We start from the raw sequence: 23,157 nt of genomic DNA on the forward strand, positions 1-23,157 counted from the left end.
CGACGCGACGACGAGCCCGTTCCCGGCGACGAGCCCGCCCGCAACGACGAGAAGGAGGCGATCATCTTCGGCCTGTCCCCCACCCTGAACGCCCTGGTCGGCGGCCTCGTCCTGGCGATCCTGGCGCTCGCGGTGGTGATCCTGCTGGTGCGCCTGATCGGGCTGCGCTCGTTCTCGAAGATGACGGCCTTCGACTTCGTCATCACCCTCGCCACCGGCTCGCTGCTCGCGACCGCCGCCTCGTCTTCCGACTGGCCGGCGTTTCTCAAGGCGGTCGTCGCGATCGCGGCGCTGATGGCCGTGCAGGTCGCCCTCGCCTTCGGCCGCCGGCGGTCGAGCGCGGTCACCGCCGTCGTCGACAACGAGCCGATGCTCCTGATGCGCGACGGCGCCTTCATCGACGCAGCGATGGCGGAAAGCCGCGTCTCGCCCGGCGACGTCTACGCCAAGCTGCGCGGCGCCAACATCCAGTCCATGGAGGAGGTGCGCGCCGTGGTGCTGGAGACCAGCGGCGACATCTCGGTGCTGCACGGCAAGGGCTTCGCGCCGGAGCTGCTGCGCCACGTGCGCGGCGCCGAGGCGGCCGGGTTCAACCTCCGCGCCGAAGCGGCGAGCGCCAGCCGCAAGGCGTGAGTACGGCACCACAAGGCGCCCGGAGCGGCCCCGGGCCGCCGCCGATCCGAATGCACCCCACCCCCGTCGGGCCCGGGAGCCGCGGTCCGCTTTCCGTGGCCCCTGGCCCACAGGGACCGCGCGAACCGCTGTGCCGCGGCTCTTCGCGCGCCATATGGCGGTCCGACACACCGCCCCGACCGGACCCCGACCGGACATGCCGGATGGCCGACGCGCCCCTCATCCTGACCCTCGGCTTCGATCCGGAGAGCTTCGCCTTCCTCGACGGGATGCGCCGGCGGCACTTTCCGGCGGAGCGCAACGTCGTGCCGGCGCATCTGACGCTGTTCCATCACCTCTCCGGCGAAAAGGAGAGCGACGTCGCAGCCGTCCTCAGCGCGGTGACGCGCGACGTCGCCCCGATCCCGCTGGTCGTTTCCGGCCTGCGTTTTCTCGGCCGCGGCACCGCCTTCGAGATCGCCGCACCCCGCCTCGCCTCGCTGCGCCGCGACTTCGCCGACCGCTGGCGCGACCAGCTGACGCCGCAGGACGCGGCGGCGTTTCGCCCGCATGTGACGATCCAGAACAAGGTCCCGGCGGGCGAAGCGCGGGCGACCTTCGAGGCGCTCCGCGCCGGCTTCGAGCCCCTCGAGGCCACCGGCACCGGCCTCCTGCTCTGGCGCTATCGCGGCGGGCCGTGGGAGGAGGCGGGCGCATTTCCCTTCGGGGCGGCGTGAGCGCCCACCCGCACGCAGTTGGCGACGACAGGGCCTTGACCGGCCGCTCTTTCTGGCTGCCTACTGCCGAGGCGCAACGAACGCTGGATGCATCATGCCGACCGGCCCGGCCGCCCGCCGCCTCGACCCCGTCGCCCACCGGCATCCGGGCCGGCTGATGCCGGGGCCGGGAAGCGCGAATGTTGTCATCGGCGGCCTGCCGGCGTGGCGGGCCCGCATCGACAGGCACGAATGCCGGCACGGCACCGGCGTCGTCGTCGACGGTTCGCCCACCGTCCTGATCAACGGTCAGCCGGCCTGCCGCCTGGGCGACACGATCGTCGAGGGGCGAGAGCGGAACCTTATCACCGGCGGCTGTCCCTCGGTGATCGTCGGCGACGGCGCGCGGACGGTCTGACCCGTGATCCCGGCGTCGCGGCGGCTCCGCGACGATAGGCAGCCGGCGCGCTGCCTCCAGCCGCCATGCCGGAGCGGCCCTCGTGACTGCGGCGCGTCGCCGGCCGGTCTCAAATCCGATTCCGACATCGTTACCGTCTTGTGGAGACCGCGCGGCAAATGTCTAAATCGAAAGACCACTAGCCAAGATCATGATCCCAGTGGATTTTTCGAATTTGACATCTGATACGACGCCTCACCCGATCGGGGCTCGAATGTCTAATTCAATCCCCTAGCCAGACGCGGCCGCAGACTGTACCGATGCGCGCCATGTGCAACGCAGCGGAAAGCATCATGGCCGAATACGACCTCCTTGCCATCGGCAACGCCATCGTCGACGTCATCTCGCGCGGAGACGACGCCTTTCTCGAACGCGAAAACATCCAGAAGGGCGGCATGACGCTGATCGACGCGGCACGGGCGGAAGAGCTCTATGCCGCCATGGGCCCGGGCGTCGAGACCTCCGGCGGCAGCGCCGGCAACACCGTCGCCGGCTTCCTCAGCCTCGGCGGCAGCGGCGCCTATTTCGGCAAGGTCGCCGACGACCAGCTCGGCGCGATCTTCACCCACGACATCCGCTCGCTCGGCGTGACCTACCGCACCCGGCCGCTCGAGGGTCAGCCGCCGACGGCGCGCTGCATGGTCGTGGTGACGCCGGACGGCGAGCGCTCGATGAGCACCTATCTCGGCGCCTGCGTCGAGCTCGGCCCGGAAGACATCGACGAGGAGATCGTCAAGGCCGCCAAGGTCACCTATTTCGAAGGCTATCTCTGGGATCCGCCGCGGGCGAAGGAGGCGATCGTCAAGGCCGCCGGGATCGCCAAGGCGAACGGCCGATCGATGGCGATGACGCTGTCGGACGCCTTCTGCGTGCATCGCTACCGCAGCGAATTTCTCGACCTCCTGCGCACCGGCGCCGTCGGCATCGTCTTCGCCAACGAATCCGAGGCGCTCGCCCTCTACGAGACCGAGGACTTCGACGCCGCCTGCGGGAAGCTCGCCAAGGACGCCTCGCAGCTCGCGGTGATCACGCGCTCCGAAAAGGGCTGCGTCGTCCTCGAAGGCGACCGGCGGATCGACGTGCCGACCGAGAACGTCGCCGAGGTGGTGGACACCACCGGGGCGGGCGATCTCTTCGCCGCCGGGTTCCTGCGCGGCTTCACCGCCGGCTACGACCACGAGACTTCCGCCCGGCTCGGCAATCTCGCCGCGAGCCACATCATCCGGCAGATCGGACCGCGGCCGCAGACGCGCCTCGCCGACCTTCCGCCCGTTGCGGCGCTGCTCGGCTCAGCGCGGGGCTGAGGCATCGGGAGCGCCCTGCGTCCTGCGGGATGCCGGACGCTCCCGGATTGTGATTGGACGTATCGTTCGTGCCGAAGATCGAACCCGATTTTCGGCACGACGCCGGCGCGGCTGGTCGCTCTCCGGCAGGACGCCTTCCCATTGCGTGAAGGCGCCGTGCCGCCGCGGTTTCGGGGCGACGCTCGTGGAGCGATCCGAGGCGGTGTCCCGACGCGAGAGATGATGCGCGTCGCTCATCATCCTGCCGCCGGGCGCTGCACGGCGGCGCGTTATTCGGCCGGCACCAGGCCTTCGTGGGCGAAGAAGTCGTCTTCCATCTGAGCCGGCACGCCGGCGAGCGCCGGGCGCGGCGAGATGACCGGCGTCGTCAGTTCGAGCATCCGGCGGGACAGGGCCGGAACCAGGATCGAACGGGCCTCCGGCGTGTGGAAACCGCCGTTGAGCTGGCAGGTCGACAAGAGATAGTTGCGATAGGCACGCACCATCCGCGGATCGGGCTTCGGCGGGTTCGACCAGAATTCGGCGAGCGAGCCCTGGAAGGTGAGGCCCGCGACGTCGTAGACGGCCTTGCCGAGGCACTTCACCGGAATGCCGTTCATCACCGCCTGCAGGCCGCCGGTGGAATTGATCGTCACCAGGCAGTCCGTGCGATCCATCAGACCGGCGATGCCGGCCTTGCGCATATAGACCGCCCGGCCGGTCAGATCGAGCTTTGCGGCCAGCGCCTCGAAGGTCTCCTGCAGACGCTCGATCCCGTAGTCGAGCGGATGCTGCTTCACGACCAGGAAGGCATCCTGCGGCGCATGCTCGGCGAAGGAGGTCAGCACCTCCTCGAGGAAGCGGAGATTGGTGCCGAAGGGCGAGTGGTAGCGGATCTGGCCGTCGCCCGGCTTCTGCATCAGGACGAGGTAGACGCGGTTGCCCGACGTCGCCTTGTGGGCGTCGATGGTGGCAAGCTTCGCCGTCTCGTCGTGCCGCAGGCGCCAGGAATATTCGCCGAAATAGCCGATCCCCTGCCGGGCGATCGAATCCCCGTAATAATGCGAATTATAGGGGAGGACCGGCTTGAGCAGGATGCTCCAGAAGAAATGGCCCATCGTGTTGGTCACGTGCGGGCGCATGTGGACCGGGAACTCGCGGCACTTCTTCTTCGGCTCGGGCGTTCCGGCGATGACTTCGGGGTCGCAGCTCAGCTCCGAGTTGCCGTTGACGCCGTTCTGCGCCAGCGTGACGTGGTGCGGCCTCAGATAGCCGTTCTCCAGCACCAGCCGGGTCAGGCCGAGACGCTTGGCGATGGTCAGGGCGATGCGGTTGCGCGGCAGCGTATCGTTGTATGTGACGACCGTCTGGATGCGGCGCGTGGCGATGACCTCGCGCAGGAAGCGCGCCCAGCTCATCGAACGGTTCAGCATGATGCGGTTGCGAGCGGGAGTCTCGGCCCAGTCACCGCCGTCGAGAACGACGCGGAACACCTCCGCACCCTGTGCCTCGAGCGCCTCTGCGAGTTCCCGGAAAAACTGGCCGAAAGGAGCGCCAATGAACAGGATGCGTTTCGTCGCCATTCTGCGTAGCGCCCCCTAGCTTCCCGCAATCGGATTGCGGCCCGACCGGACGCATCCCGTTACGACCGCGATAGCCGAACTGTCTACCCGGCATCTCCCCCGCAGCCCCTGATCCCCACGGAGCGGCACGGAATTCACTCGACTGATGCAAGACCGCCACATACCTGCGCTACTCGTCCTTACGCTCGGGAACATGACGGCTTCAAATCAGATGACGCTCGTCAAACGCCGCCTTTGCGGCGAATCTTTGGAGAAGAACGGCGAGAAGATCAATACTTGATCCGACCGGCCGCCGCGACGCATGCAATGAGCACTCCGATCACGCTAGCATGGGGCGGCGGGATTTGCCACGCTCACATTTTGCGTTGCAGCATTGCAATTCGTGAGGAGGCCGGCAGACCCGGCGCGAGCCCGCAAACTCGAGCATGGCCGCCGGTCGCGGACCTCGCCGGGGCGGCTCCGGCTTCGCCCCGGGACGAGGCCGGCCGACACCGGGGAACAGCAAGTCTTTCCCGGTCGCGATCGGCCGCCGCCCCGCGCCTTCAGGCGACGGAGAAGAGCTCGACCCGGCGGTTGCGGTAGATCAGCCCGGCCTTGCCGGCGAGTAGATCGAGGGCGCGCCGCCCGAACAGCTCCAGCCGCCAGCCGGAAAGCGCCGGGATGTCGGCCGCCTCGCCCTTCGAGGCGAGGCGTTCGAGATCGGCGGACGAGGCGATGAGCTTGGCCGCCACCCCCTCCTCCTCGACGACGATCTTCAGAAGCACCTTCAGGAACTCGACCGCCGCAGCCGTGCCCTCGGGAAGCGGCTCCGGCCGCGGCACCGGCGGCAGGTCCGCCTTGGGCACCGCGAAGGCCCGGTTGACCGCCGCCAAGAGGTCGCGGCCACTGGCGCTGCGCTCGAAACCCTTCGACAGCGCGCGCAGCCGCGACAGCGCCGCCTCGTCCCGGGGCTGCTGCTGGGCGATCTCGTAGATCGCCTCGTCCTTCAGGATGCGCCCGCGCGGCCTGTCGCTGTCGCGCGCCTCGCGCTCGCGCCAGGCCGCGACCTCCTTGAGGATCTGCAGCTCGATCGGCTTGCGCACCCGCATCTTCAGCCGCGTCCAGGCCTCGTCGGGGTGGAGGTCGTAGGTCTCGGGATTGGCGAGCAGCGCCATTTCCTCGGCGAGCCATTCGCCGCGCCCGCTCGCCTCGATCCTCGCACGCAGCGCCTCGAAGACGTCGCGCAGATGCGTCACGTCGGCAAGCGCATAGGCGAGTTGCTTGTCGGTGAGCGGGCGCCGGCGCCAGTCGGTGAAGCGCGAGGTCTTGTCGATCCGGGCGTCGGTCAGCCGGGCGACGAGCTGGTCGTAGGCGATGGATTCGCCGAAGCCGCAGACCATCGCGGCGATCTGCGTGTCGAACAGCGGTTCGGGCACCCGGCCGGAAAGCTTGTAGAGGATCTCGATGTCCTGCCGGGCGGCGTGGAAGACCTTCAGCACCGAGGCGTCCGACATCAGTTCGAACAGCGGCGACAGATCGATGCCGGGGGCGAGCGGATCGACGATCACCCCCTCGTCCGGCGAAGCCATCTGGATGAGGCAGAGTTCCGGCCAGAAGGTCGTCTCGCGGATGAATTCCGTATCGACCGTGATGAACGGAGAATTTGCGAAGCGGTGGCAGAGCTCGGCGAGAGCCGCCGTCGTCGTGATGAGATGCATGATTCTTCTTTAGCCCGAAGAAACCTCCCGGCGAAAGCCCGGAAGGGCGACGCGGCGAATGGCCGCCCGCTGCGCCCTCCCCCGGCACCCCCGGCACCGCCCCGATGCGCCGGGAAGCGGCCGCGGCGGCGTCACCGCATCAGGTGGACGGCGTTGCGCGGCACGCGCTGCGTCTTCGCCCAGTCGGGCCAGCCGACGGTGTTCTCGACGATGGCGACCGCGGCACACAGGGCGACCGCGGCGCCGGCGGCGATCAGCCATCGCCTGTCGGGCGGGCGGCGCACCCAATAGGCCGTGCGCAGAAGCAGATGTATCGGCAGCCACATCGGCTCTCTATAAGGGCGCGCGCGCTGCCTGCCAAATTGCGGCTGCCCCAAGCCCGCGCATTTCGCCGCGACCGCGGTTCCGCCGATCGGCGCCGATGCTCTCCCGGCGCCTTCCGGCGCGTCGCTCCGCCCGTCCCCCGCAGGCGCCCCGTCGGCCTTGACATCGCGAGGCGGTCATGTGCTTTTCCGCCACCGATTCCACGAGATTTTCGCCCGCTTTCGCCCCGAGGGGCGAGGCGCCGCGCCATGAAACGCGACGAGACGAGCCATGCACCGCTACCGCACCCACCGCTGCGCCGACCTGTCCAGGGCGAATGTCGGCGAGGCCGTGCGCCTGTCCGGCTGGGCGCACCGCATCCGCGACCATGGCGGCCTCCTGTTCATCGACCTTCGCGACCATTACGGACTGACGCAGATCGTCGTCGATCCGGATTCGCCGGCCTTTTCGACCGCCGAGACGGTGCGCGGCGAGTGGGTGATCCGCATCGACGGCGCGGTGAAGGCGCGTTCGCCCGAGACCGTGAACCCCAAGCTGCCGACCGGCGAGATCGAGGTCTTCGCCCGCGAGATCGAGGTGCTGTCGCCCGCCAAGGAACTGCCGCTGCCGGTCTTCGGCGAGCCGGACTATCCCGAGGACATCCGCCTGAAATACCGGTTCCTCGATCTTCGCCGCGAGACGCTGCACAAGAACATCATGCGGCGGACCGAGATCATCGCGAAGATCCGCTCGCTGATGCAGGAGACCGGCTTCACCGAGTTCCAGACGCCGATCCTCACCGCCTCCAGCCCCGAGGGCGCACGCGACTTCCTCGTGCCGTCGCGGCTGCACAACGGCATGTTCTACGCCCTGCCGCAGGCGCCGCAGCAGTACAAGCAGCTGCTGATGATGTCGGGTTTCGACCGCTATTTCCAGATCGCGCCGTGCTTTCGCGACGAGGACCCGCGCGCCGACCGCTTCTACGGCGAGTTCTACCAGCTCGACGTCGAGATGAGCTTCGTCGAGCAGGAAGACATCTTCCAGACCATGGAGCCGGTCATCCGCGACGTCTTCAAGGCGTTCGCCGGCGACAAGAAGGTCACCGAGACCTTCCGGCGCATCCCGTATGCCGAATCCATGAAGAAATACGGCTCCGACAAGCCGGACCTCCGCAACCCGATCGAGATGCAGGCGGTGACCCGGCATTTCGCCGGCTCGGGCTTCAAGGTCTTCGCGAACATGATCGCCAACGACGACAAGGTCGAGGTCTGGGCGATCCCGGCGAAGACCGGCGGCTCCAGAGCCTTCTGCGACCGGATGAACTCCTGGGCGCAGGGCGAGGGCCAGCCGGGCCTCGGCTACATCTTCTGGCGCGAGGAGAACGGCGCGGTCTCCGGCGCCGGACCGCTCGCCAAGAACATCGGCGAGGAGCGCACGGAGGCGGTGCGCACCCAGCTCGGCCTCGCGGCAGGCGACGCCTGCTTCTTCGTCGCCGGTCGGCCGGAGAAGTTCGTGCAGTTTGCAGGCGCCGCCCGCACCCGCGTCGGCGAGGAGCTCAACCTCGTCGACCGCGACCGCTACGAGCTCGCCTGGATCGTCGACTTTCCGTTCTACGAATATGACGAGGACGAGAAGAGGATCGACTTCGCCCACAATCCGTTCTCGATGCCGCAGGGCGGCATCGAGGCGCTGGAGAGCGAGGAGCCCCTGTCGATCAAGGCGTTCCAGTACGACGTCGTCTGCAACGGCTACGAGATCGCCTCCGGAGGCATCCGCAACCAGCTGCCCGAGACGATGGTCAAGGCCTTCGAACTCGCCGGCTATTCGCGCGCCGACGTCGAGGAGCGCTTCGGCGGCCTCTATCGCGCCTTCCAGTACGGCGCCCCGCCGCATGGCGGCATGGCGGCCGGCATCGACCGCATCGTCATGCTGCTCTGCGGGGCGAAGAACCTCCGCGAGATCGCGCTGTTCCCGATGAACCAGCAGGCCTTCGACCTCCTGATGGGCGCCCCGGCCGAAGCCTCGCCGGCGCAGCTGCGCGAGCTCGGGCTCCGCGTGGCGCCGCAGGCGGAGAAGAAGGCGTAGCGGCCGCCGCCCTCCCCGCTACCGCCGAAGCGTCGAGGACGTCTTCGGGGGGGCCGGCCTTCGGCGATGCCACCGCCGGGCCGGCGCAATCAGGTCAGTCGAAGCTTTCGTTCGGATAGACGCCCCAGATGTCTTCCTGGCGCACGAAACCTTCGCGGTCCGAGGTGGTGACCTCGCACCAGCCGGTGGCGCATTCCTTGACCCTGGAGACGACGCCTGGCTCGAGCCGGGCGACCAGCGGCGCGTCGAGCGCCGGGCTTACATGGACGTCGACCATCGTCGCCTTGCCCTTCAGCCATGGCGCGGCGATGGAGGTGCGCTCGCCGGAGAGCAGCGAGTGATAGACCCAGCCTTCCGAGCCCTCGGAATCGCGGATCCGGCGCCACAGGCCGAATTCCTGGATGATCTCGACGGGAAGGCCCGGCTTCAGATAGAGCCAGACCACCGGATAGTCGCGGCCCGGACCGATCCGGGCGTTGACCCGCGCGGACTTGAGGCTGACATAGCGGGGCAGCGGCAGCTTCGAGACCGGGCCGAGCTCGACAGAGACGGCCGGCGACGGCGCGAGCCCGATCGCCAGGACGAGGGCCGCGAGGGCGGCCGGCAGACGGTGCATCGGGGCGAAACGAACGGCGGGCGGCATGACATCTCACTCCTTGACGCGGCCGAAGCGCCACAGCTTGCCCCGGCCGCTGGCCGATGCCGGCGGCGAATGGGCGGCGACGGGCCCCGCGGAACTTTTTTTCGCGGCGCCCGGCTGCTACTGGTGAGCATCGGCGTCGATCCGGATAATCGGCCGTTTCGGTTAACAAGGTCTTGAGAGTCATCGGGAAAGGCGGTTGATGGACGAGCGCAGAAGGCCCCTCGTGATCCTCACCCGCAAGCTGCCGCAGCCGGTCGAGAGCCGCATGTGCGAGCTGTTCGACACGCGTCTCAACGAGACGGACCGGCCGATGACGCAGCCCGAACTCGTCGCCGCGCTGCGCGAGGCGGACGTCGTGGTGCCCACGGTGACCGACCGGATCGACCGCGCGGTGATCGAACAGGCCGGCGAGCGGCTGAAGCTCATCGCCAACTACGGCAACGGCGTCGACAACATCGACATCGAGACGGCGCATGCCCGCAATCTCTACGTCACCAACACGCCGAACGTCCTCAACGAGGACACCGCCGACATGACCATGGCGCTGATCCTCGCGGTGCCGCGCCGGCTGGTGGAGGGCGGAACGCGGCTCGTCGCCGGCGGGCGCTGGCCCGGCTGGTCGCCGACCTGGATGCTCGGCCGACGGATCTGGGGCAAGAAGCTCGGCATCGTCGGCATGGGCCGCATCGGCACGGCGGTGGCGCGGCGGGCGCGCGCCTTCGGCCTTGAGATCCACTACCACAACCGCCGCCGCGTCAGCCCGAAGACCGAGAGCGAGCTCGAGGCCACCTACTGGCAGAGCCTCGACCAGATGCTCGCCCGCATGGACATCGTCTCGATCAACTGCCCCTACACGCCGGCGACCTACCACCTGATCTCGGCGCGGCGCCTCGCCCTCGTCCAGCCGCACGCCTTCGTCGTCAACACCGCGCGCGGCGAAATCATCGACGAAAAGGCGCTGGTCGCCGCGATCGAGGCCGAGAAGATCGCCGGCGCCGGGCTCGACGTCTTCGAGGAGGAACCGCAGGTCTCCAAGAAGCTGCTGCGGCTGGCCGAGGAGAACCGCGTCGTGCTCTTGCCGCACATGGGCTCGGCGACGATCGAGGGCCGGATCGAGATGGGCGAGAAGGTGATCATCAACATCCGCACCCTGATGGACGGCCACCGGCCGCCAGACCGGATTTTGCCGGGCGGGGTCTGAGCCGGCCGGATCAGTCCGGATCGACTTCCATCTGCGTCGCCGCGAGGATGGCGCCGGGACTGCCGTCCGGGCGCACGGCCTGCACCAGCACGGCGCAGCCATAGGTCTCCTCGCCGTCCGGCATGACCGAGGACAGCGGCATGTCGACCGCCATGCCGTCCTCGCCGACCATGCCCATCAGCTGCCAGCTCCTGACCGGATGGGTGGTCGCCAGCGTGCGTCCGCGGTTCTCGCCGCGCTCGATCGAAACCTCGGCACGGTCGGCGAAGCTGACGAGCACCAGCATCGGCTTCGGCTCGCCCGGCGCGGTGCGGATGCCGCTGGCGGTGATGTGGATGCTGTCGCCGACGCGCTTCACCCCGAGGCTGATCGGCGTCGTCGCGGCCGGCAGGCTGGACTTCGCCATCAGCCGGCGGATCTTTTCCGCATGCGAGCCGACGACGTCGTAGAGGCCGTTGATCACCAACTGCGGCGTGTAGATCATCTTGTTGGCGAAGCTGCGCGCATAGGCGCGCTGGCGCTCGCTGTTGTGGCCGGACCCGAAGGTGTCGCGCCAGCCGATATAGTCCCAGTAGTCGACGTGATAGGAGAGCGCCAGGACGTGCGGCGCGTCGGCGAAGCGGGCGAGGAGATCGTCCGCCGGCGGACAGGAGGAGCAGCCCTGGCTGGTGAACAGCTCGAGCACGTGGGTGATCTGGCTCTTGATCCGTTCGGCACACCAGCCGTGGGCAGGCAGCGCGAGAACCACGAGAAGAAAGAGCGGGGCAGCCGCCTTGCGGACGAGGCGGCAGGCAGGAAGAACCCGCATCAGCACCGGTCCGCCCGAGCCGGAGCGCATCGGCCGTCTGCGGCGCTCCGTCTCGCGGAAGCTCCCGGCCGCCGAAAACGGCGGTCGCACCCGGGTCGGTGTTGAAGGCTGGTCATGGCGGCTCGGCGGAATGGCATTGCAGGGGGCCCTTGTCGCGGCGGACCCTAAGGGATCGACCGTCACACGGGCCAGTCAATTGCGGGTGAAAGGCGCGCTCGCGAACCATAAGGCAAACGAACGGCTCCGTCTGCCCCTCCCCCCGGCTCCGGGCCGCGGGGCCCGGACTAAAGGAAGGGGCCGCGCGGCAGCCTGGCCGCGCGGCCCCTTCCCTCGTCAAGCAGTCTCAGGCGGCGAGCCGGCGCAGCACGTACTGCAGGATGCCGCCGTTCTTGTAGTATTCGAGCTCGTCGAGCGTATCGATCCGCACCTTCAGCCTGACCGTCTCGGTCGAGCCGTCGGCCTTCTCGATCTTCGCCTCCATCTCCTGGCGCGGCTTCACCTCGGTGAGGCCCTCGATGGTCACCTTCTCGTCGCCCTTGAGGCCGAGCGAGGACCAGGACGTGCCTTCCTCCGCGAAGACGAAGGGCACGACGCCCATGCCGACGAGGTTGGAGCGGTGGATGCGCTCGAAGCTCTCGGCGATCACCGCCTTGACGCCGAGGAGCACGGTGCCCTTCGCCGCCCAGTCGCGCGACGAGCCGGTGCCGTATTCCTTGCCGGCGAAGACGACGAGCGGCACGCCCTCGTCGCGGTACATCATGGCCGCGTCGTAGATCGGCATCTCGGCGCCGTCGGGATAGTGCCTGGTGACGCCGCCCTCGATTCCCGGCACCATCTGGTTCTTGATGCGGATGTTGGCGAAGGTGCCCCGCATCATCACCTGGTGGTTGCCGCGCCGCGCGCCGTAGGAGTTGAAGTCGACCGGGCGGACCTGGTGCGACACCAGATAGTCGCCCGCCGGGCCGTCCTTCTTGATCGAGCCGGCCGGCGAGATGTGGTCGGTGGTGATCGAATCGCCGAACAGGCCGAGGATGCGCGCGCCCTCGATGTCGGTGACCGGCGCCGGCTCGGCGTCCATCCCCTCGAAATAGGGCGGGTTCTGCACATAGGTGGAGCGGTCGTCCCAGTCATAGGTCAGGCCGCCCGAGACCTCGATCTTCTGCCAGTGCTCGTCGCCCTTGAAGACGTCGGCATAGCGCGTCTCGAACATCTCGCGGGTGACGGTCTCGCGGACGATCGCGGCGATCTCCTGGGTGGTCGGCCAGATGTCCTTGAGGAAGACGTCGTTGCCGTCCTTGTCCTTGCCGAGCGGCTCGGTGGTGACGTCGACGAACATCGAGCCGGCGATGGCATAGGCGACGACGAGCGGCGGCGAGGCGAGATAGTTCGCCCGGACGTCCGGATTGACGCGGCCCTCGAAGTTGCGGTTGCCGGAGAGCACCGAGCAGGCGACGAGGTCGTTGTCGTTGATCGCCTCGGAGATCGGCTCCGGCAGCGGCCCGGAATTGCCGATGCAGGTGGTGCATCCGTAGCCGACGAGGTTGAAGCCCATCGCGTCCAGATCCTTCTGGAGGTCGGCCTTCTTCAGATATTCGGTGACCACCTGCGAGCCCGGCGCCAGCGAGGTCTTCACCCAGGGCTTCACCTTCAGGCCGAGCGCATGCGCCTTGCGGGCGACGAGGCCGGCCGCGACGAGAACGTTCGGGTTCGAGGTGTTGGTGCAGGAGGTGATCGCCGCGATGACGACGTCGCCGTCGGCAAGGCCGTGCTCGGCGCCCTCGACCGGATGGCGCACCGTCTCCGGCGTCTCCTTGGGCGGAACGGCGCCTTCGTCCATGTAGCGCGAATCGCCCTCGGACTGCGGCGTCTCGCTCTTCTTGCGGCCGCCCTTGATCTCGGTGAGCGCGGTCGCGAACTGCCGCGCGGCGTCAGTCAGCGCGACGCGGTCCTGCGGGCGCTTCGGCCCGGCGAGCGAGGGAACGACGGTGGCAAGATCGAGTTCGAGCGTGTCGGTGAAGACCGGATCCTCGGTGCCGTCCTGGCGGTACATGCCTTGCGCCTTGGCATAGGCCTCGACCAGCGCGATGCGGTCCTTGTCGCGGCCGGTCGCCTCGAGATAGGCGATCGTGTCCTTGTCGATCGGGAAGAAGCCGCAGGTCGCGCCGTATTCCGGCGCCATGTTGCCGATCGTCGCCTGGTCCTCGAGGGTGAGGTTCGACAGTCCCGGGCCGAAGAACTCGACGAACTTGCCGACGACCTTCTTCTTGCGCAGCATCTCGGTGACGGTGAGGACGAGGTCGGTGGCGGTCGTCCCCTCCGGCAGCTTGCCGGTCATCTTGAAGCCGATGACCTCGGGAATCATCATCGAGATCGGCTGGCCGAGCATCGCCGCCTCGGCCTCGATGCCGCCGACGCCCCAGCCGAGAACGGAGAGGCCGTTGACCATCGTCGTGTGCGAATCGGTGCCGACGAGGGTGTCGGGATAGGCGACGGTCTCGCCGTTCTCATCGCGGGTCCAGACGGTCTGGGCGAGATATTCGAGATTGACCTGGTGGCAGATGCCGGTGCCCGGAGGCACGACCCGGAAGTTGCGGAACGCCTCCTGGCCCCAGCGCAGGAAGGTGTAGCGCTCCTTGTTGCGGCCGTATTCGGCGTCGACGTTCTTGGTGAAGGCGTCGGGGGAGGCGAAATAGTCGACCATCACCGAATGGTCGATGACGAGATCGACCGGCACCAGCGGATTGACCTTCTTCGGGTCGGCGCCGAGATTTTCCGTCGCGTCGCGCATGGCGGCGAGATCGACCACCGCCGGAACGCCGGTGAAGTCCTGCATCAGAACGCGCGCCGGGCGGTAGGCGATCTCGTAGCCGGCCTTGCCCCGGTCGTCGAGCCACTTGGCGACGGCTCTGACGTCGTCGGCCGTGACCGTGCGCCCGTCCTCGTTGCGCAGAAGGTTCTCCAGCACGACCTTCATCGAGAAGGGCAGGCGCGACGCGCCGGTCAGACCGTTCCTCTCGGCTTCCTTGAGGTCGAAATAGACGTAGTCCTTGCCGTTGACGGACAGCGTCTTCCGGGCTTTGAAACTATCTGGATGATTGCTCACGAGGCTCACATTCCTTCTCGAACCGATGAAATAGTCCGAAGGGCGAACGGCCTTCATGCGCCGCGGAAGAGCGCGCTCGAAGATGCGGGTGCGACCATTTCCGCTGTCCGCCCTGACGCCCGTCGGTGCCGTGCGGGCGCCATGAGATCGGCGCTTGATGTTTCCACGCCGGTCGCTGGAGTGGCTGCGGGCGTTATAGGCAAGTTTGTAATGGCTATAAAGGCCCGAGGGCGACCGAGGCGAGAAAATATGACACGCTGCAAAATCGGCGCAAGACGGGCGGCGCCGGCCCGTCCGGCAGCGGTCCGTCCGGCGGCGGCCATCGAGGGTGCGGCCGCGTGATCCGGCCGCGGATCGCCCTTCAGGGCCTCGTCGTCGGGCGCGGCGCCGTCGCCGTCGCCGGGCCGTTCGACCTCGCCGTCGCAAGCGGCGAGGCGCTCGTCGTCACCGGGCCGAACGGCGCCGGCAAGTCGACGCTGCTGCGCACACTCGCCGGCCTTTTGCCGCCGATATCGGGAGGCGTCCGCCTCGAAGGCCTGACGGCGGCGGACGGCGAAGCGGCGGCGCGGCTCGCCGACGCCTCCCACTATGTCGGCCACCGCCACGGCATGAAGGCGGCGCTCGGCGTCGGCGAGAACCTCGCCTTCTGGGCGGGCTATCTCGGCGCCGGCCCTCTGCGGACGGGCGAAGCGGCCGAGGGGGCGGGGCCGCTGGCGCCGGCGGAGGCGCTGGCCGCCGTCGGCCTGCCCGGCCTTTCCGACATTCCCTTCGCCTATCTCTCCGCCGGCCAGCAGCGCCGGGCGAGCCTCGCCCGCCTGCTCGTCGCCCGCAGGCCGGTCTGGATCCTCGACGAGCCGACCTCGGCGCTCGACCTCGCCTCGCAGGCGCTTTTTGCCGGCCTCGTCGCCGGGCATCTCGCCCGCGGCGGCATCGCGATCGCCGCCACCCACCATCCGCTCGGGCTCGAAGCGGCGCAGACGCTCCACATCACCCCACCTGCCGGGCGCGACGACGGTCCAGGCTCGAACGGCCCCGTCGCGCCCGCCATCGACGACGCCGCCCTCGCCGAAGCCGAGGGCTGGCTGTGACCGCCCTTTTCCTCCGCGACCTGCGCCTTGCCTTTTCCGGCGGCGGCGGGGCGACCACCGGCGTCATCTTCTTCCTCGCGGTCATCGCGACGATCCCCTTCGGCGTCGGGCCGGACCTCAATCTCCTGTCGCGCATCGGCCCGGCGATCCTGTGGATCGGCGCGCTCTTGTCGACGCTGCTCACCCTCGACCGGCTGTTCCAGGCCGACCGGGAGGACGGCACGCTCGATCTTCTGATCGCCGGGCCGCTGCCGATGCCGCTCGTCGTCCTGGCGAAATGCCTCGCCTTGTGGGCCGCCTCGTGCCTGCCGCTGGTCCTCGCCTCGCCGGTCCTCGGCCTGTTCCTGGCGCTCGAGCCCGCCGCGCTCTTCGCGGTGATGGCGACGCTCTTCGTCGGCACGCCGGCCATCGTCTTCATCGGCGCCGTCGGCGCCGCCGTCGCCGTGGCGCTGCCCCGCGGCGGCCTGCTGGTCTCGGTGCTGGTGCTGCCGCTTGCGATTCCGGTGCTGATCTTCGGCGTCTCGGCGACCTATGCCGCGGTCAACGAGCCGGACCCGTTTCTCCCTCCCTTCATGATCTTATGCGCGCTGACACTGTTCTTCGGGGCGCTGGGGCCGATCGCTGCTGGGGCTGCGTTGAAGGGGGGTGGGGATTGAAGAGGCAGACGACGCTCGGCGTATGACGCCATCCCGGCGCATCGGCGGCGTGAAACGGAATACCATGATAGTGTTGCAAAACGAGGGTTCGAAGGGCCGGGACGGGTGATATGCGGATGGTCGGCTTCGGACACCGAACACGAGGAAGGAGACGCTCTCCCACCTCTCCATCATCGACCGCACTGCATCTTCATGTCGGAGGCCCTGATCTTAAACCCATGACACCAGAGCCTGTCGTCCTCTGCAGCGCCCGCAAAACGCCTCCTTCACGGCCTTGCGGAAATCCGGCGTGGAACCGCTTCGAAAGCTGGGGTTTGGCGACTCGACGCAGGGTGGGCTTATGACAAGACTGAGCCTCAGCAGAATTGAAGAATCATATCGGATAATCGACCAGGTTTTTTTGAATACGCCGCAATATTCTTGCCCTCATCTCAGCAATGCGTTGGGATGCCGCGTTATTTTGAAGGTGGAAACATTGAACCCGATTCGATGTTTCAAAGGTCGCGGAACGGAGACGGTGCTGGCTCGGCTTGGCGCGAATGACGGACCGAAATCCGTGGTGTGTGCAAGCGCGGGAAATCTTGGCCAAGCCCTTGCATATTGCGGAAAGAAGCGAGGCTTCGAGGTCACGGTCGCTGCGTCGGCAGCCGCCAACCCGTTGAAGATTCAGCGGATGAAGGCGCTGGGTGCAACGGTTATCTTAGTGGAAGGGCAGATCGAGGAAGCTCTTGAAGCTGCTATTGCACATTCCAGAGAAACCGGTGCGTTCCTGGTCGAAGACAGCAAGAACATTGATACTTGCGAAGGTGCAGGGACAATCGGCCTGGAACTTGCGAAATTACCATTCATATTCGATTCAATCTTGATTTCACTTGGCGCGGGCGCGATGGCAACGGGCATCGGCCTTGCGCTGAAATCCTACAGCCCCCGCACAAAAGTCTTATCCGTTCAACCTCAGAATGCACCCGCGTTAACGCGGTCATATTTTGCTGGTGAAGTGGTCGACTCCGGACCACCCAGGACAATTGCCGACGGTGTAGCCGGACGATATACGATCCCCGAGGTCTTGGCAGATATGCTGGAAATCGTCGATGACGCCCTTCTGGTGGAGGAGAAGAGCATCGTTGAGGCCATGAGGCTTCTTTACAAATGCTGTGGCCTGGTGGTTGAACCTGCCGCTGCTTTGGGTGTCGCCAGCATTCTTGAGAACCCGAACCGCTTTCGCGGGCAAACCGTTGCGACAGTTCTGTGCGGAAGCAATGTTGCACCGGAAGATTTTGCGAAATGGGCCGGGTTTTGAGGATTTGAGCGGCGCTTGCTGGCGCGTGTGGAAGCCCACCAATTCTCAAACGGATTCATCAATTCCGTTTCAGCCTTCATTGATCACCAATGCCCGCATCAATGCTGGGCGATGACGCGCGATTGTCGGCTCCGTTCCCCGGCGCCTCACTCCCACACCACCCGGTTGCGGCCTGCCACCTTCGCCGCATAAAGCCGCTTGTCGGCTGCGCCGAGCAGGGCCTGCAGGTCGGTTCCGTCCTCGGGAAGCGTGGCGACGCCGATGCTCGCGGTGAAGGACAGCGCCCTGCCGGCGTCCTCGAAGGACGAGGTCGCGATCAGCCGGCGGAGCTTCTCCGCCGCCTGCCGCGCGTCGTGCGGCGTGGCGTGCGACAGGAGAAGGCAGAACTCCTCGCCGCCATAGCGGACGACGTCGTCGTTCGGCCGGAGGTTCTCGACGAGCAGCGCGGACATCGCCTTCAGCGCGGTATCGCCGGCCTCATGGCCATGGGAATCGTTGATCTTCTTGAAGAAGTCGATGTCGAGGAGGAGCATCGCACAGGGCGTGCCGTGGCGCTCCCACCGGGCCTTCTCTTCCGCAAAGCGCAGTCCGAGGAAGGCGCGATTGCCGAGCCCGGTCAGCGGGTCGCTCAGGGCCTGGCGCTTCAGGGCATTCTCGGCCCGCGAGCGCGAGGTCTCGTAGACGAAGGAAAAGCCGAAGATGCACAGCGCCACCCCCGCGACGTTGAGCAGCGCCCGCGGGTTGCCGTTGAGCGCGCTGTCTGAAAAGCGCCCGTAATAGATCAGGAAGGCGATCACCAGGAAGACGACGCTGACGCCGCCGCCGAGGGCGCGACCGAGCAGCATGTGCGACAGGATCGGGATCAGGAGGACCCAGGCGAAGACCGACGGCGCCGATTGCGGCGTCGCGAGGATCAGCATCATCGTCAAGTCGAAGAGGACGAGATAGACGAAGGACCAGCGCACGAGATGCGGCGTCCTGCGGATCACCGGAACGAGAACCAGCGCGAAGCTTCCCATCGCGATCTCGCCGACCATCGCCTCGTAATTGGCGTGGAAGTAGTTGAGGACGGCAAAGGCCGCGCCGAACGCCGTCGTGAAGATCAGGAGCGCGACGAGGATGGAGCGCCGCAGGGCGTCGACATCGTCGAATATGCTTTCCGTCTTCGCCAAGATGCGACGCTTTCCTCCGGGCCCCTTCCGCGGCCGCGCGAACTAGTGGATTGAATTTGACATTCGAGTGCCGATCGGGTGAGGCGCCGTATCAAATGTCAAATTCGAAAAATCCACCGGGATCATAATCTTGGCTCGTGGTCTTTCGATTCCGACATTTGCTGCGCGGTCTCGGCAAAGCGGTACAGATGTCGGAATCGGACCACGAGCTTATCAAGAGGCTGAAAGGCCAGACAATTCAAGGGGCGGGCCGGCGACGGGCGGCCGGACCGTCACAAGCGGGACGAACCGCTGCAGGATGACGACGAAAGGGTGAATTTCGGATTAATCAGCCAGACAGTCGATTCGCCGCCCGAACAGTTGCGCGGCCGAACCGGCAGCCTGCCGCACCGATCGGTGCTACAAGCCGGCGACCTCAATCCGACCGGGCCCCGCCATGACCGACTGGAACGCCGACCTCTATCTCCGCTTTGCGGGCGAACGCACCCGCCCCGCCGCCGAGCTTCTGGCGCGGGTGCCGCTGACCCGCCTCGGCCGCGCCGTCGATCTCGGCTGCGGGCCCGGCAATTCGACCGAGCTGATCGCCGCGCGCTATCCCGAGGCGGCGGTCGAGGGCGTCGACACCTCGCCGGACATGCTGGAAAAGGCCAAAGCGCGCCTGCCGGGCGTCAGCTTCACCCGCGGCGACGTCGCAGCGTTCAGGGCCGAGCCGCCCGCCGACCTCCTCTTCGCCAATGCCGTGCTGCAATGGCTGCCCGATCACGAAACGCTGTTTCCCCGGCTGATGCGGAGCCTTTCCGCCGGCGGCGTCCTCGCCGTCCAGATGCCGGACAATCTCGATCAGCCCTCGCACCGGCTGATGCGCGAGGTCGCCGCCGAGCCGCGCTTTGCGGCAAGGCTCGGCGAAGCGGGCGGCGCCCGCGCCCGCATCCTTGCGGTCGAGGCCTATTACGACCTCCTCCTCCCCCTCGCCGCCACGATCGACATCTGGCGAACGACCTACTGCCACGTCCTCGCCGACGCCCCGGCGATCGTCGAATGGGTCCGGGCGACGGGGCTGCGCCCCTTCCTCGATCCGCTGGACGAGGCGGACCGGGCCGCCTTCCTTGCCGCCTACACCGCCCGGATCGCCGCGGCCTATCCGCCGCGCGCCGACGGCCGGGTGATCCTGCCCTTCCCGCGGCTGTTCGTCGTCGCGACGCGCCGGGAGGGATGATCACGATGTGATGGCGGGCCGCGAGAAGTCGTTTGCGGCTTCGTTCGAGAGGCTCTAAATTCGGTTCCCATGACCGACGTTTCCGCCAGCGCCAAGCCCTCGCGCGTCAGCCTCCTCGCCAATCCGACGCGGTTCCTCGACCTGTCGGGCAAGGTGCAGCCGTGGCTCTACGCCGTCGCCCTCGCCGCGATCGCCGTCGGCCTGTCGCTCGGCCTGACGGCGCCGGCCGACTACCAGCAGGGCTCGACGGTGGAGATCATGTTCATCCACGTGCCCTTCGCCTGGCTCTGCATGATGATCTGGACGGTGATGAGCGTCTCGGCGCTCGGCACCCTCGTCTGGCGCCATCCGCTCGCCGACGTGTCGATCAAGGCGGCGGCGCCGATCGGCGCGGTGTTCACGGCGCTGGCGCTGATCACCGGCTCGATCTGGGGCCGGCCGATGTGGGGGACGTGGTGGGTCTGGGACGCGCGGCTGACCTCGGTCTTCGTCCTGTTCCTGATGTATCTCGGCCTGATCGCGCTGACCCGCGCGCTGGAAGAGCCGGGCAAGGCGGCAAGACCCGCGGCGATCCTCGTCCTCGTCGGCTTCGTCAACATTCCGATCATCAAGTTCTCGGTCGACTGGTGGAACACGCTGCACCAGCCGGCGAGCGTCATGCGCATGGACGGGCCGGCGATGCCCGCCGTCTACCTGACCCCGCTCCTCGTCTCGGCGATCGGCTTCACCGTGCTGTTCTTCGCCCTGCATCTGACGGCGATGCGCACCGAGATCCTGCGCCGCCGGGTCGCGGCGCTGTCGCGGCTCGCCGCCCGCCGCGCCGACGCCTGAGCCGGCCGGCGGCAGCCATCGGGAGGACGACTTGCAAGCCGAATATTCCGCCTTCATCGCCAGCGCCTACGGCATCTCGGCGCTCGCCATCTGCGGCCTCCTCGCCTGGATCTTCCTCGATGCGCGGGCCCAGCGCCGCGCCCTCGCGGCGCTCGACGCCAAGGGCGTGCGCCGGCGCTCGGCGGCGGGCGAGACGGCAGGCGGGTCCGGCCGATGAGCGTTCGCAACGACGAGACGCTGCTCGAGACGGCGCCGGCCGACGGTGCGCGGCCCGCGCCGCATGCCGACGCGAAGACCGCCGCGCGCCGCGGCGGCCCGCGTCTCGTCGTGCTGCTGCCGCTCCTGATCTTTCTCGGCCTTGCCGGCGTCTTCCTCTACCAGCTTCTCGCCGGCAACGACCCCAAGGAGATCCCCTCGGTGCTCGTCGGCAAGACCGCGCCGATGACGGTGCTGCCGGCGCTTGCCGGGGCGACGCTCGCCGACGGCACGCCGACGCCCGGCCTCGATCTTTCCGGCCCCGGCGACGGCCGGCCGGTGCTGGTCAACGTTTTCGCCTCCTGGTGCGCGCCCTGCCGCGAGGAGCATCCGCTCTTGATGCAGCTTGCCAGGGACAAGCGCTTCCGCCTCGTTGCGATCAACTACAAGGACAAGCCCGAAAACGCCCTCGCCTTCCTGAAGAGCCTCGGCGACCCCTATGCGGCGATCGGCGTCGACGAAAAGGGCGCGGCGACCATCGACTGGGGCGTCTACGGCGTGCCGGAAACCTTCCTCGTCGCCCCCGACGGCGAGATCCTCTACAAGCAGACCGGCCCGTTCACGCCGGATTCCATCGAGACCGGCCTGATGCCGGCGGTCGAGAAGGCGCTGAAGCGCGAACCGAAGGCGCGGGCGGCGACGAGCTGACGGCGCGATCGTTGTTGCGCGTCGGGCGGGCGGCGCCTAGCTTTTGTCGACGCTGCCACGTGACAGGAGAAGAGGGCGATGAGTTCGGTCAAGACGCTCGATCTCGGAGAGCATTTCCGGAGCTTCGTCGACGGCCAGGTCGAGGCCGGCAACTTCGCCAGCGCCGACGCCGTCGTCCGGGCCGGCCTGTCGCTGCTCGAGCGCCAGAGCGCCGACGAGGAAGCGAGGATCCGCGCCGCGATCGAAGCGGGCGAGGCGAGCGGGGATTACCGGGAGCTCGACTGGGACGCCCTCTACGAGCGCATCGAGGCGGAGGAAGCTGCCGCGGTCTCGCCCCGAGCGCGGTAGCCGAGCCTTGGCTCCTGCGCCGCTCTATTCCCGGCAGGCCGAAGCCGACATCGCCCACGTCTTCCGCCAGAGCCTCCGCCTTTTTGGCGCGGCACAGGCGCGGCGCTATTCAGACGGCATCAGGAAAACATGCGATGATCTGGCGGCAGGCTTTCTCCGAGGGCAGCCGATCGACCAGATCCGGCCGGGGTACAAGCGCAAGCTCGTCAGATCCCATTACGTGATTTTCCGGTTCGATGCGGCGGGAAGGCTTCTCGTCGTCCGCATCCTCCATTCCCGGATGAAGCTTTCCGACCATCTATAGGCCATGGCCGAACCGTCCTTTTCCCTCCGCACGCCGGACGACGACGACATCCCGCGCCGGATCTGCGACAGGTGCGGCTTCGTCGCCTATGAAAATCCGAAGATCGTCGTCGGCTCGGTGGTGCGGCACGAGAGGCGGATCCTGCTCTGCCGCCGGGCGATCGAGCCGCGCCGGGGCTTCTGGACGATCCCCGCCGGCTATCTCGAACTGGGCGAGACGCCGGAGGAAGGCGCGCGGCGCGAGGCGCGGGAGGAGGCGGAGGCCGACCTTGTGATCGAGCGGCTGCTCGCCGTCTATGCGGTGCCACGGATCAGCCAGGTGCAGCTGATCTACCGGGCGACGCTGGGGCGGCCGCATTTTGCCGCCGGGCCGGAAAGCCTCGACGTGAAGCTGTTCACGCGCGATAAGATCCCCTTCGACGAGATCGCCTTTCCATCCGTCCACTGGGCGCTCGCCCATGACGAGGCGGCGGCGGCCGGGGCGCCGCCGGTACCCTTCGGCAATCCGGCCGGGCAGTCGGGCGACGTCATGCCGGCGCAAGGGCGCAGGCCTGCCGGCGGCGGCGGCTGAGGGCCGCGTTCACAGCATGATCGCGAAAACCGGGAACCGGCTTTCTGAAAGAATCATGCGCAGACAAGCAGAGACAGAGAGAGAGCGCGGGAGTTGGAGTTCGAGTTCCCCCCTCTTTCGTGGACATTTATCGGGTCACAAGATTGTCGCCGTCGAAGGCAGGCCTTTTGGAGTTGACGGCAAAAAATAGAGCGACCAAAAATCTAGCCTCAGACTATTGATTTTATTGAAACTATGGCGGTGAGAGAGGGACTGTCTGCCGTTTTGCAATATCGCCT

General features: G+C 67.5%; 23 protein-coding genes. 16 read left to right on the forward strand and 7 right to left on the reverse strand.

Features of this window, described 5'->3' with window-relative positions:
- The first annotated feature begins 132 nt into the window (after window positions 1-132).
- From J1C47_RS13400 to J1C47_RS13415, 4 genes are all read left to right on the forward strand, one after another.
- Window positions 133-633, forward strand: coding sequence for a YetF domain-containing protein (locus tag J1C47_RS13400; RefSeq protein WP_207351277.1), 501 nt, complete (start codon window positions 133-135; stop codon window positions 631-633).
- A 203-nt stretch (window positions 634-836) separates the two neighbouring features.
- Complete coding sequence (locus tag J1C47_RS13405; protein ID WP_207351278.1) at window positions 837-1,349, forward strand: 2'-5' RNA ligase family protein; 513 nt, start codon at window positions 837-839, stop codon at window positions 1,347-1,349.
- A gap of 94 nt (window positions 1,350-1,443) precedes the next feature.
- A complete protein-coding gene (locus J1C47_RS13410) occupies window positions 1,444-1,746 on the forward strand; it encodes a PAAR domain-containing protein (RefSeq protein ID WP_207351279.1) in 303 nt (100 codons plus the stop codon).
- 332 nt (window positions 1,747-2,078) lie between these two features.
- Window positions 2,079-3,089: an adenosine kinase gene (locus J1C47_RS13415; RefSeq protein ID WP_207351280.1), complete on the forward strand. Its 1,011-nt coding sequence runs from the start codon at window positions 2,079-2,081 to the stop codon at window positions 3,087-3,089.
- Between the two features lie 269 nt (window positions 3,090-3,358).
- Here the strand turns inward: J1C47_RS13415 and J1C47_RS13420 are convergent, their stop codons facing one another.
- The 3 genes from J1C47_RS13420 to J1C47_RS13430 all read right to left on the reverse strand — a co-directional run bounded on the left by J1C47_RS13420 (window position 3,359) and on the right by J1C47_RS13430 (window position 6,674).
- Complete coding sequence (locus J1C47_RS13420) at window positions 3,359-4,651, reverse strand: capsular biosynthesis protein (protein ID WP_207351281.1); 1,293 nt, start codon at window positions 4,649-4,651, stop codon at window positions 3,359-3,361.
- Window positions 4,652-5,193: 542 nt separating this feature from the next.
- Window positions 5,194-6,348, reverse strand: a complete 1,155-nt coding sequence (rnd, locus tag J1C47_RS13425; RefSeq protein WP_207351282.1) for a ribonuclease D — start codon at window positions 6,346-6,348, stop codon at window positions 5,194-5,196.
- A gap of 131 nt (window positions 6,349-6,479) precedes the next feature.
- Complete coding sequence (locus J1C47_RS13430) at window positions 6,480-6,674, reverse strand: hypothetical protein (protein ID WP_207351283.1); 195 nt, start codon at window positions 6,672-6,674, stop codon at window positions 6,480-6,482.
- Between the two features lie 268 nt (window positions 6,675-6,942).
- On the opposite strand from J1C47_RS13430, the gene aspS reads away from it, so the two are divergent.
- Complete coding sequence (gene aspS / locus J1C47_RS13435; RefSeq protein WP_207351284.1) at window positions 6,943-8,736, forward strand: aspartate--tRNA ligase; 1,794 nt, start codon at window positions 6,943-6,945, stop codon at window positions 8,734-8,736.
- Between the two features lie 94 nt (window positions 8,737-8,830).
- Here the strand turns inward: aspS and J1C47_RS13440 are convergent, their stop codons facing one another.
- Window positions 8,831-9,379, reverse strand: coding sequence for an SH3 domain-containing protein (locus J1C47_RS13440; RefSeq protein WP_245396549.1), 549 nt, complete (start codon window positions 9,377-9,379; stop codon window positions 8,831-8,833).
- A gap of 199 nt (window positions 9,380-9,578) precedes the next feature.
- Between J1C47_RS13440 and J1C47_RS13445 the strand changes: the two genes are divergently transcribed.
- Window positions 9,579-10,580: a 2-hydroxyacid dehydrogenase gene (locus J1C47_RS13445; protein ID WP_207351285.1), complete on the forward strand. Its 1,002-nt coding sequence runs from the start codon at window positions 9,579-9,581 to the stop codon at window positions 10,578-10,580.
- Window positions 10,581-10,590: 10 nt separating this feature from the next.
- Here the strand turns inward: J1C47_RS13445 and J1C47_RS13450 are convergent, their stop codons facing one another.
- Both J1C47_RS13450 and acnA read right to left on the reverse strand, forming a co-directional pair.
- Window positions 10,591-11,388: a DUF1223 domain-containing protein gene (locus J1C47_RS13450; protein ID WP_207351286.1), complete on the reverse strand. Its 798-nt coding sequence runs from the start codon at window positions 11,386-11,388 to the stop codon at window positions 10,591-10,593.
- A 343-nt stretch (window positions 11,389-11,731) separates the two neighbouring features.
- Window positions 11,732-14,491 carry an aconitate hydratase AcnA gene (gene acnA, locus J1C47_RS13455; RefSeq protein WP_342591979.1) on the reverse strand — a complete coding sequence of 920 codons (2,760 nt, stop codon included), beginning with the start codon at window positions 14,489-14,491 and terminating at the stop codon, window positions 11,732-11,734.
- Between the two features lie 257 nt (window positions 14,492-14,748).
- On the opposite strand from acnA, the gene ccmA reads away from it, so the two are divergent.
- The 3 genes from ccmA (at window position 14,749) to J1C47_RS13470 (ending at window position 17,535) form a co-directional block, all read left to right on the forward strand.
- A complete protein-coding gene (gene ccmA / locus J1C47_RS13460) occupies window positions 14,749-15,579 on the forward strand; it encodes a heme ABC exporter ATP-binding protein CcmA (protein ID WP_210382325.1) in 831 nt (276 codons plus the stop codon).
- Window positions 15,576-16,235 carry a heme exporter protein CcmB gene (ccmB, locus tag J1C47_RS13465; RefSeq protein ID WP_207351288.1) on the forward strand — a complete coding sequence of 220 codons (660 nt, stop codon included), beginning with the start codon at window positions 15,576-15,578 and terminating at the stop codon, window positions 16,233-16,235. Before ccmA ends, ccmB begins: the two co-directional genes overlap by 4 nt.
- A gap of 289 nt (window positions 16,236-16,524) precedes the next feature.
- Window positions 16,525-17,535: a threonine ammonia-lyase gene (locus tag J1C47_RS13470; RefSeq protein WP_342591981.1), complete on the forward strand. Its 1,011-nt coding sequence runs from the start codon at window positions 16,525-16,527 to the stop codon at window positions 17,533-17,535.
- A gap of 146 nt (window positions 17,536-17,681) precedes the next feature.
- Here the strand turns inward: J1C47_RS13470 and J1C47_RS13475 are convergent, their stop codons facing one another.
- On the reverse strand, window positions 17,682-18,707 hold the full coding sequence (locus J1C47_RS13475) for a GGDEF domain-containing protein (RefSeq protein ID WP_207351289.1): 1,026 nt from the start codon (window positions 18,705-18,707) through the stop codon (window positions 17,682-17,684).
- 436 nt (window positions 18,708-19,143) lie between these two features.
- Between J1C47_RS13475 and tam the strand changes: the two genes are divergently transcribed.
- The 7 genes from tam (at window position 19,144) to J1C47_RS13510 (ending at window position 22,879) form a co-directional block, all read left to right on the forward strand.
- On the forward strand, window positions 19,144-19,923 hold the full coding sequence (gene tam / locus J1C47_RS13480) for a trans-aconitate 2-methyltransferase (protein WP_207351290.1): 780 nt from the start codon (window positions 19,144-19,146) through the stop codon (window positions 19,921-19,923).
- Window positions 19,924-19,992: 69 nt separating this feature from the next.
- The gene (locus J1C47_RS13485; RefSeq protein ID WP_207351291.1) at window positions 19,993-20,754 is read left to right on the forward strand and encodes a heme ABC transporter permease; all 762 of its coding nucleotides are present in this window, start codon (window positions 19,993-19,995) and stop codon (window positions 20,752-20,754) included.
- Between the two features lie 31 nt (window positions 20,755-20,785).
- On the forward strand, window positions 20,786-20,971 hold the full coding sequence (gene ccmD, locus J1C47_RS13490) for a heme exporter protein CcmD (protein WP_207351292.1): 186 nt from the start codon (window positions 20,786-20,788) through the stop codon (window positions 20,969-20,971).
- Window positions 20,968-21,657, forward strand: a complete 690-nt coding sequence (locus tag J1C47_RS13495; protein ID WP_207351293.1) for a DsbE family thiol:disulfide interchange protein — start codon at window positions 20,968-20,970, stop codon at window positions 21,655-21,657. The genes ccmD and J1C47_RS13495 overlap by 4 nt, the downstream gene beginning before the upstream one ends.
- A gap of 78 nt (window positions 21,658-21,735) precedes the next feature.
- Window positions 21,736-22,005, forward strand: coding sequence for a type II toxin-antitoxin system ParD family antitoxin (locus tag J1C47_RS13500; protein WP_207351294.1), 270 nt, complete (start codon window positions 21,736-21,738; stop codon window positions 22,003-22,005).
- A 7-nt stretch (window positions 22,006-22,012) separates the two neighbouring features.
- Window positions 22,013-22,309: a type II toxin-antitoxin system RelE/ParE family toxin gene (locus J1C47_RS13505; protein WP_207351295.1), complete on the forward strand. Its 297-nt coding sequence runs from the start codon at window positions 22,013-22,015 to the stop codon at window positions 22,307-22,309.
- Window positions 22,310-22,312: 3 nt separating this feature from the next.
- Window positions 22,313-22,879 (forward strand): NUDIX hydrolase, encoded by a 567-nt coding sequence (locus J1C47_RS13510; RefSeq protein ID WP_207351296.1) that lies wholly within the window; start codon window positions 22,313-22,315, stop codon window positions 22,877-22,879.
- Window positions 22,880-23,157 lie beyond the last annotated feature (278 nt).

The sequence above is a fragment of the Jiella sonneratiae genome (assembly GCF_017353515.1).
In the GTDB taxonomy this organism is placed as follows: Bacteria; Pseudomonadota; Alphaproteobacteria; order Rhizobiales; family Rhizobiaceae; genus Jiella; species Jiella sonneratiae.

What these genes read in the sequence shown, in the direction of transcription:
- J1C47_RS13405 (WP_207351278.1), top strand. Translation starts at nt 837, where the DNA reads ATGGCCGACGCGCCCCTCATCCTGACCCTCGGCTTCGATCCGGAGAGC.
- J1C47_RS13410 (WP_207351279.1), top strand. Translation starts at nt 1,444, where the DNA reads ATGCCGACCGGCCCGGCCGCCCGCCGCCTCGACCCCGTCGCCCACCGG.
- J1C47_RS13415 (WP_207351280.1), top strand. Translation starts at nt 2,079, where the DNA reads ATGGCCGAATACGACCTCCTTGCCATCGGCAACGCCATCGTCGACGTC.
- J1C47_RS13420 (WP_207351281.1), bottom strand. Translation starts at nt 4,651, where the DNA reads ATGGCGACGAAACGCATCCTGTTCATTGGCGCTCCTTTCGGCCAGTTT.
- rnd (WP_207351282.1), bottom strand. Translation starts at nt 6,348, where the DNA reads ATGCATCTCATCACGACGACGGCGGCTCTCGCCGAGCTCTGCCACCGC.
- J1C47_RS13430 (WP_207351283.1), bottom strand. Translation starts at nt 6,674, where the DNA reads ATGTGGCTGCCGATACATCTGCTTCTGCGCACGGCCTATTGGGTGCGC.
- aspS (WP_207351284.1), top strand. Translation starts at nt 6,943, where the DNA reads ATGCACCGCTACCGCACCCACCGCTGCGCCGACCTGTCCAGGGCGAAT.
- J1C47_RS13440 (WP_245396549.1), bottom strand. Translation starts at nt 9,379, where the DNA reads ATGCCGCCCGCCGTTCGTTTCGCCCCGATGCACCGTCTGCCGGCCGCC.
- J1C47_RS13445 (WP_207351285.1), top strand. Translation starts at nt 9,579, where the DNA reads ATGGACGAGCGCAGAAGGCCCCTCGTGATCCTCACCCGCAAGCTGCCG.
- J1C47_RS13450 (WP_207351286.1), bottom strand. Translation starts at nt 11,388, where the DNA reads ATGCGGGTTCTTCCTGCCTGCCGCCTCGTCCGCAAGGCGGCTGCCCCG.
- tam (WP_207351290.1), top strand. Translation starts at nt 19,144, where the DNA reads ATGACCGACTGGAACGCCGACCTCTATCTCCGCTTTGCGGGCGAACGC.
- J1C47_RS13485 (WP_207351291.1), top strand. Translation starts at nt 19,993, where the DNA reads ATGACCGACGTTTCCGCCAGCGCCAAGCCCTCGCGCGTCAGCCTCCTC.
- J1C47_RS13495 (WP_207351293.1), top strand. Translation starts at nt 20,968, where the DNA reads ATGAGCGTTCGCAACGACGAGACGCTGCTCGAGACGGCGCCGGCCGAC.
- J1C47_RS13500 (WP_207351294.1), top strand. Translation starts at nt 21,736, where the DNA reads ATGAGTTCGGTCAAGACGCTCGATCTCGGAGAGCATTTCCGGAGCTTC.
- J1C47_RS13510 (WP_207351296.1), top strand. Translation starts at nt 22,313, where the DNA reads ATGGCCGAACCGTCCTTTTCCCTCCGCACGCCGGACGACGACGACATC.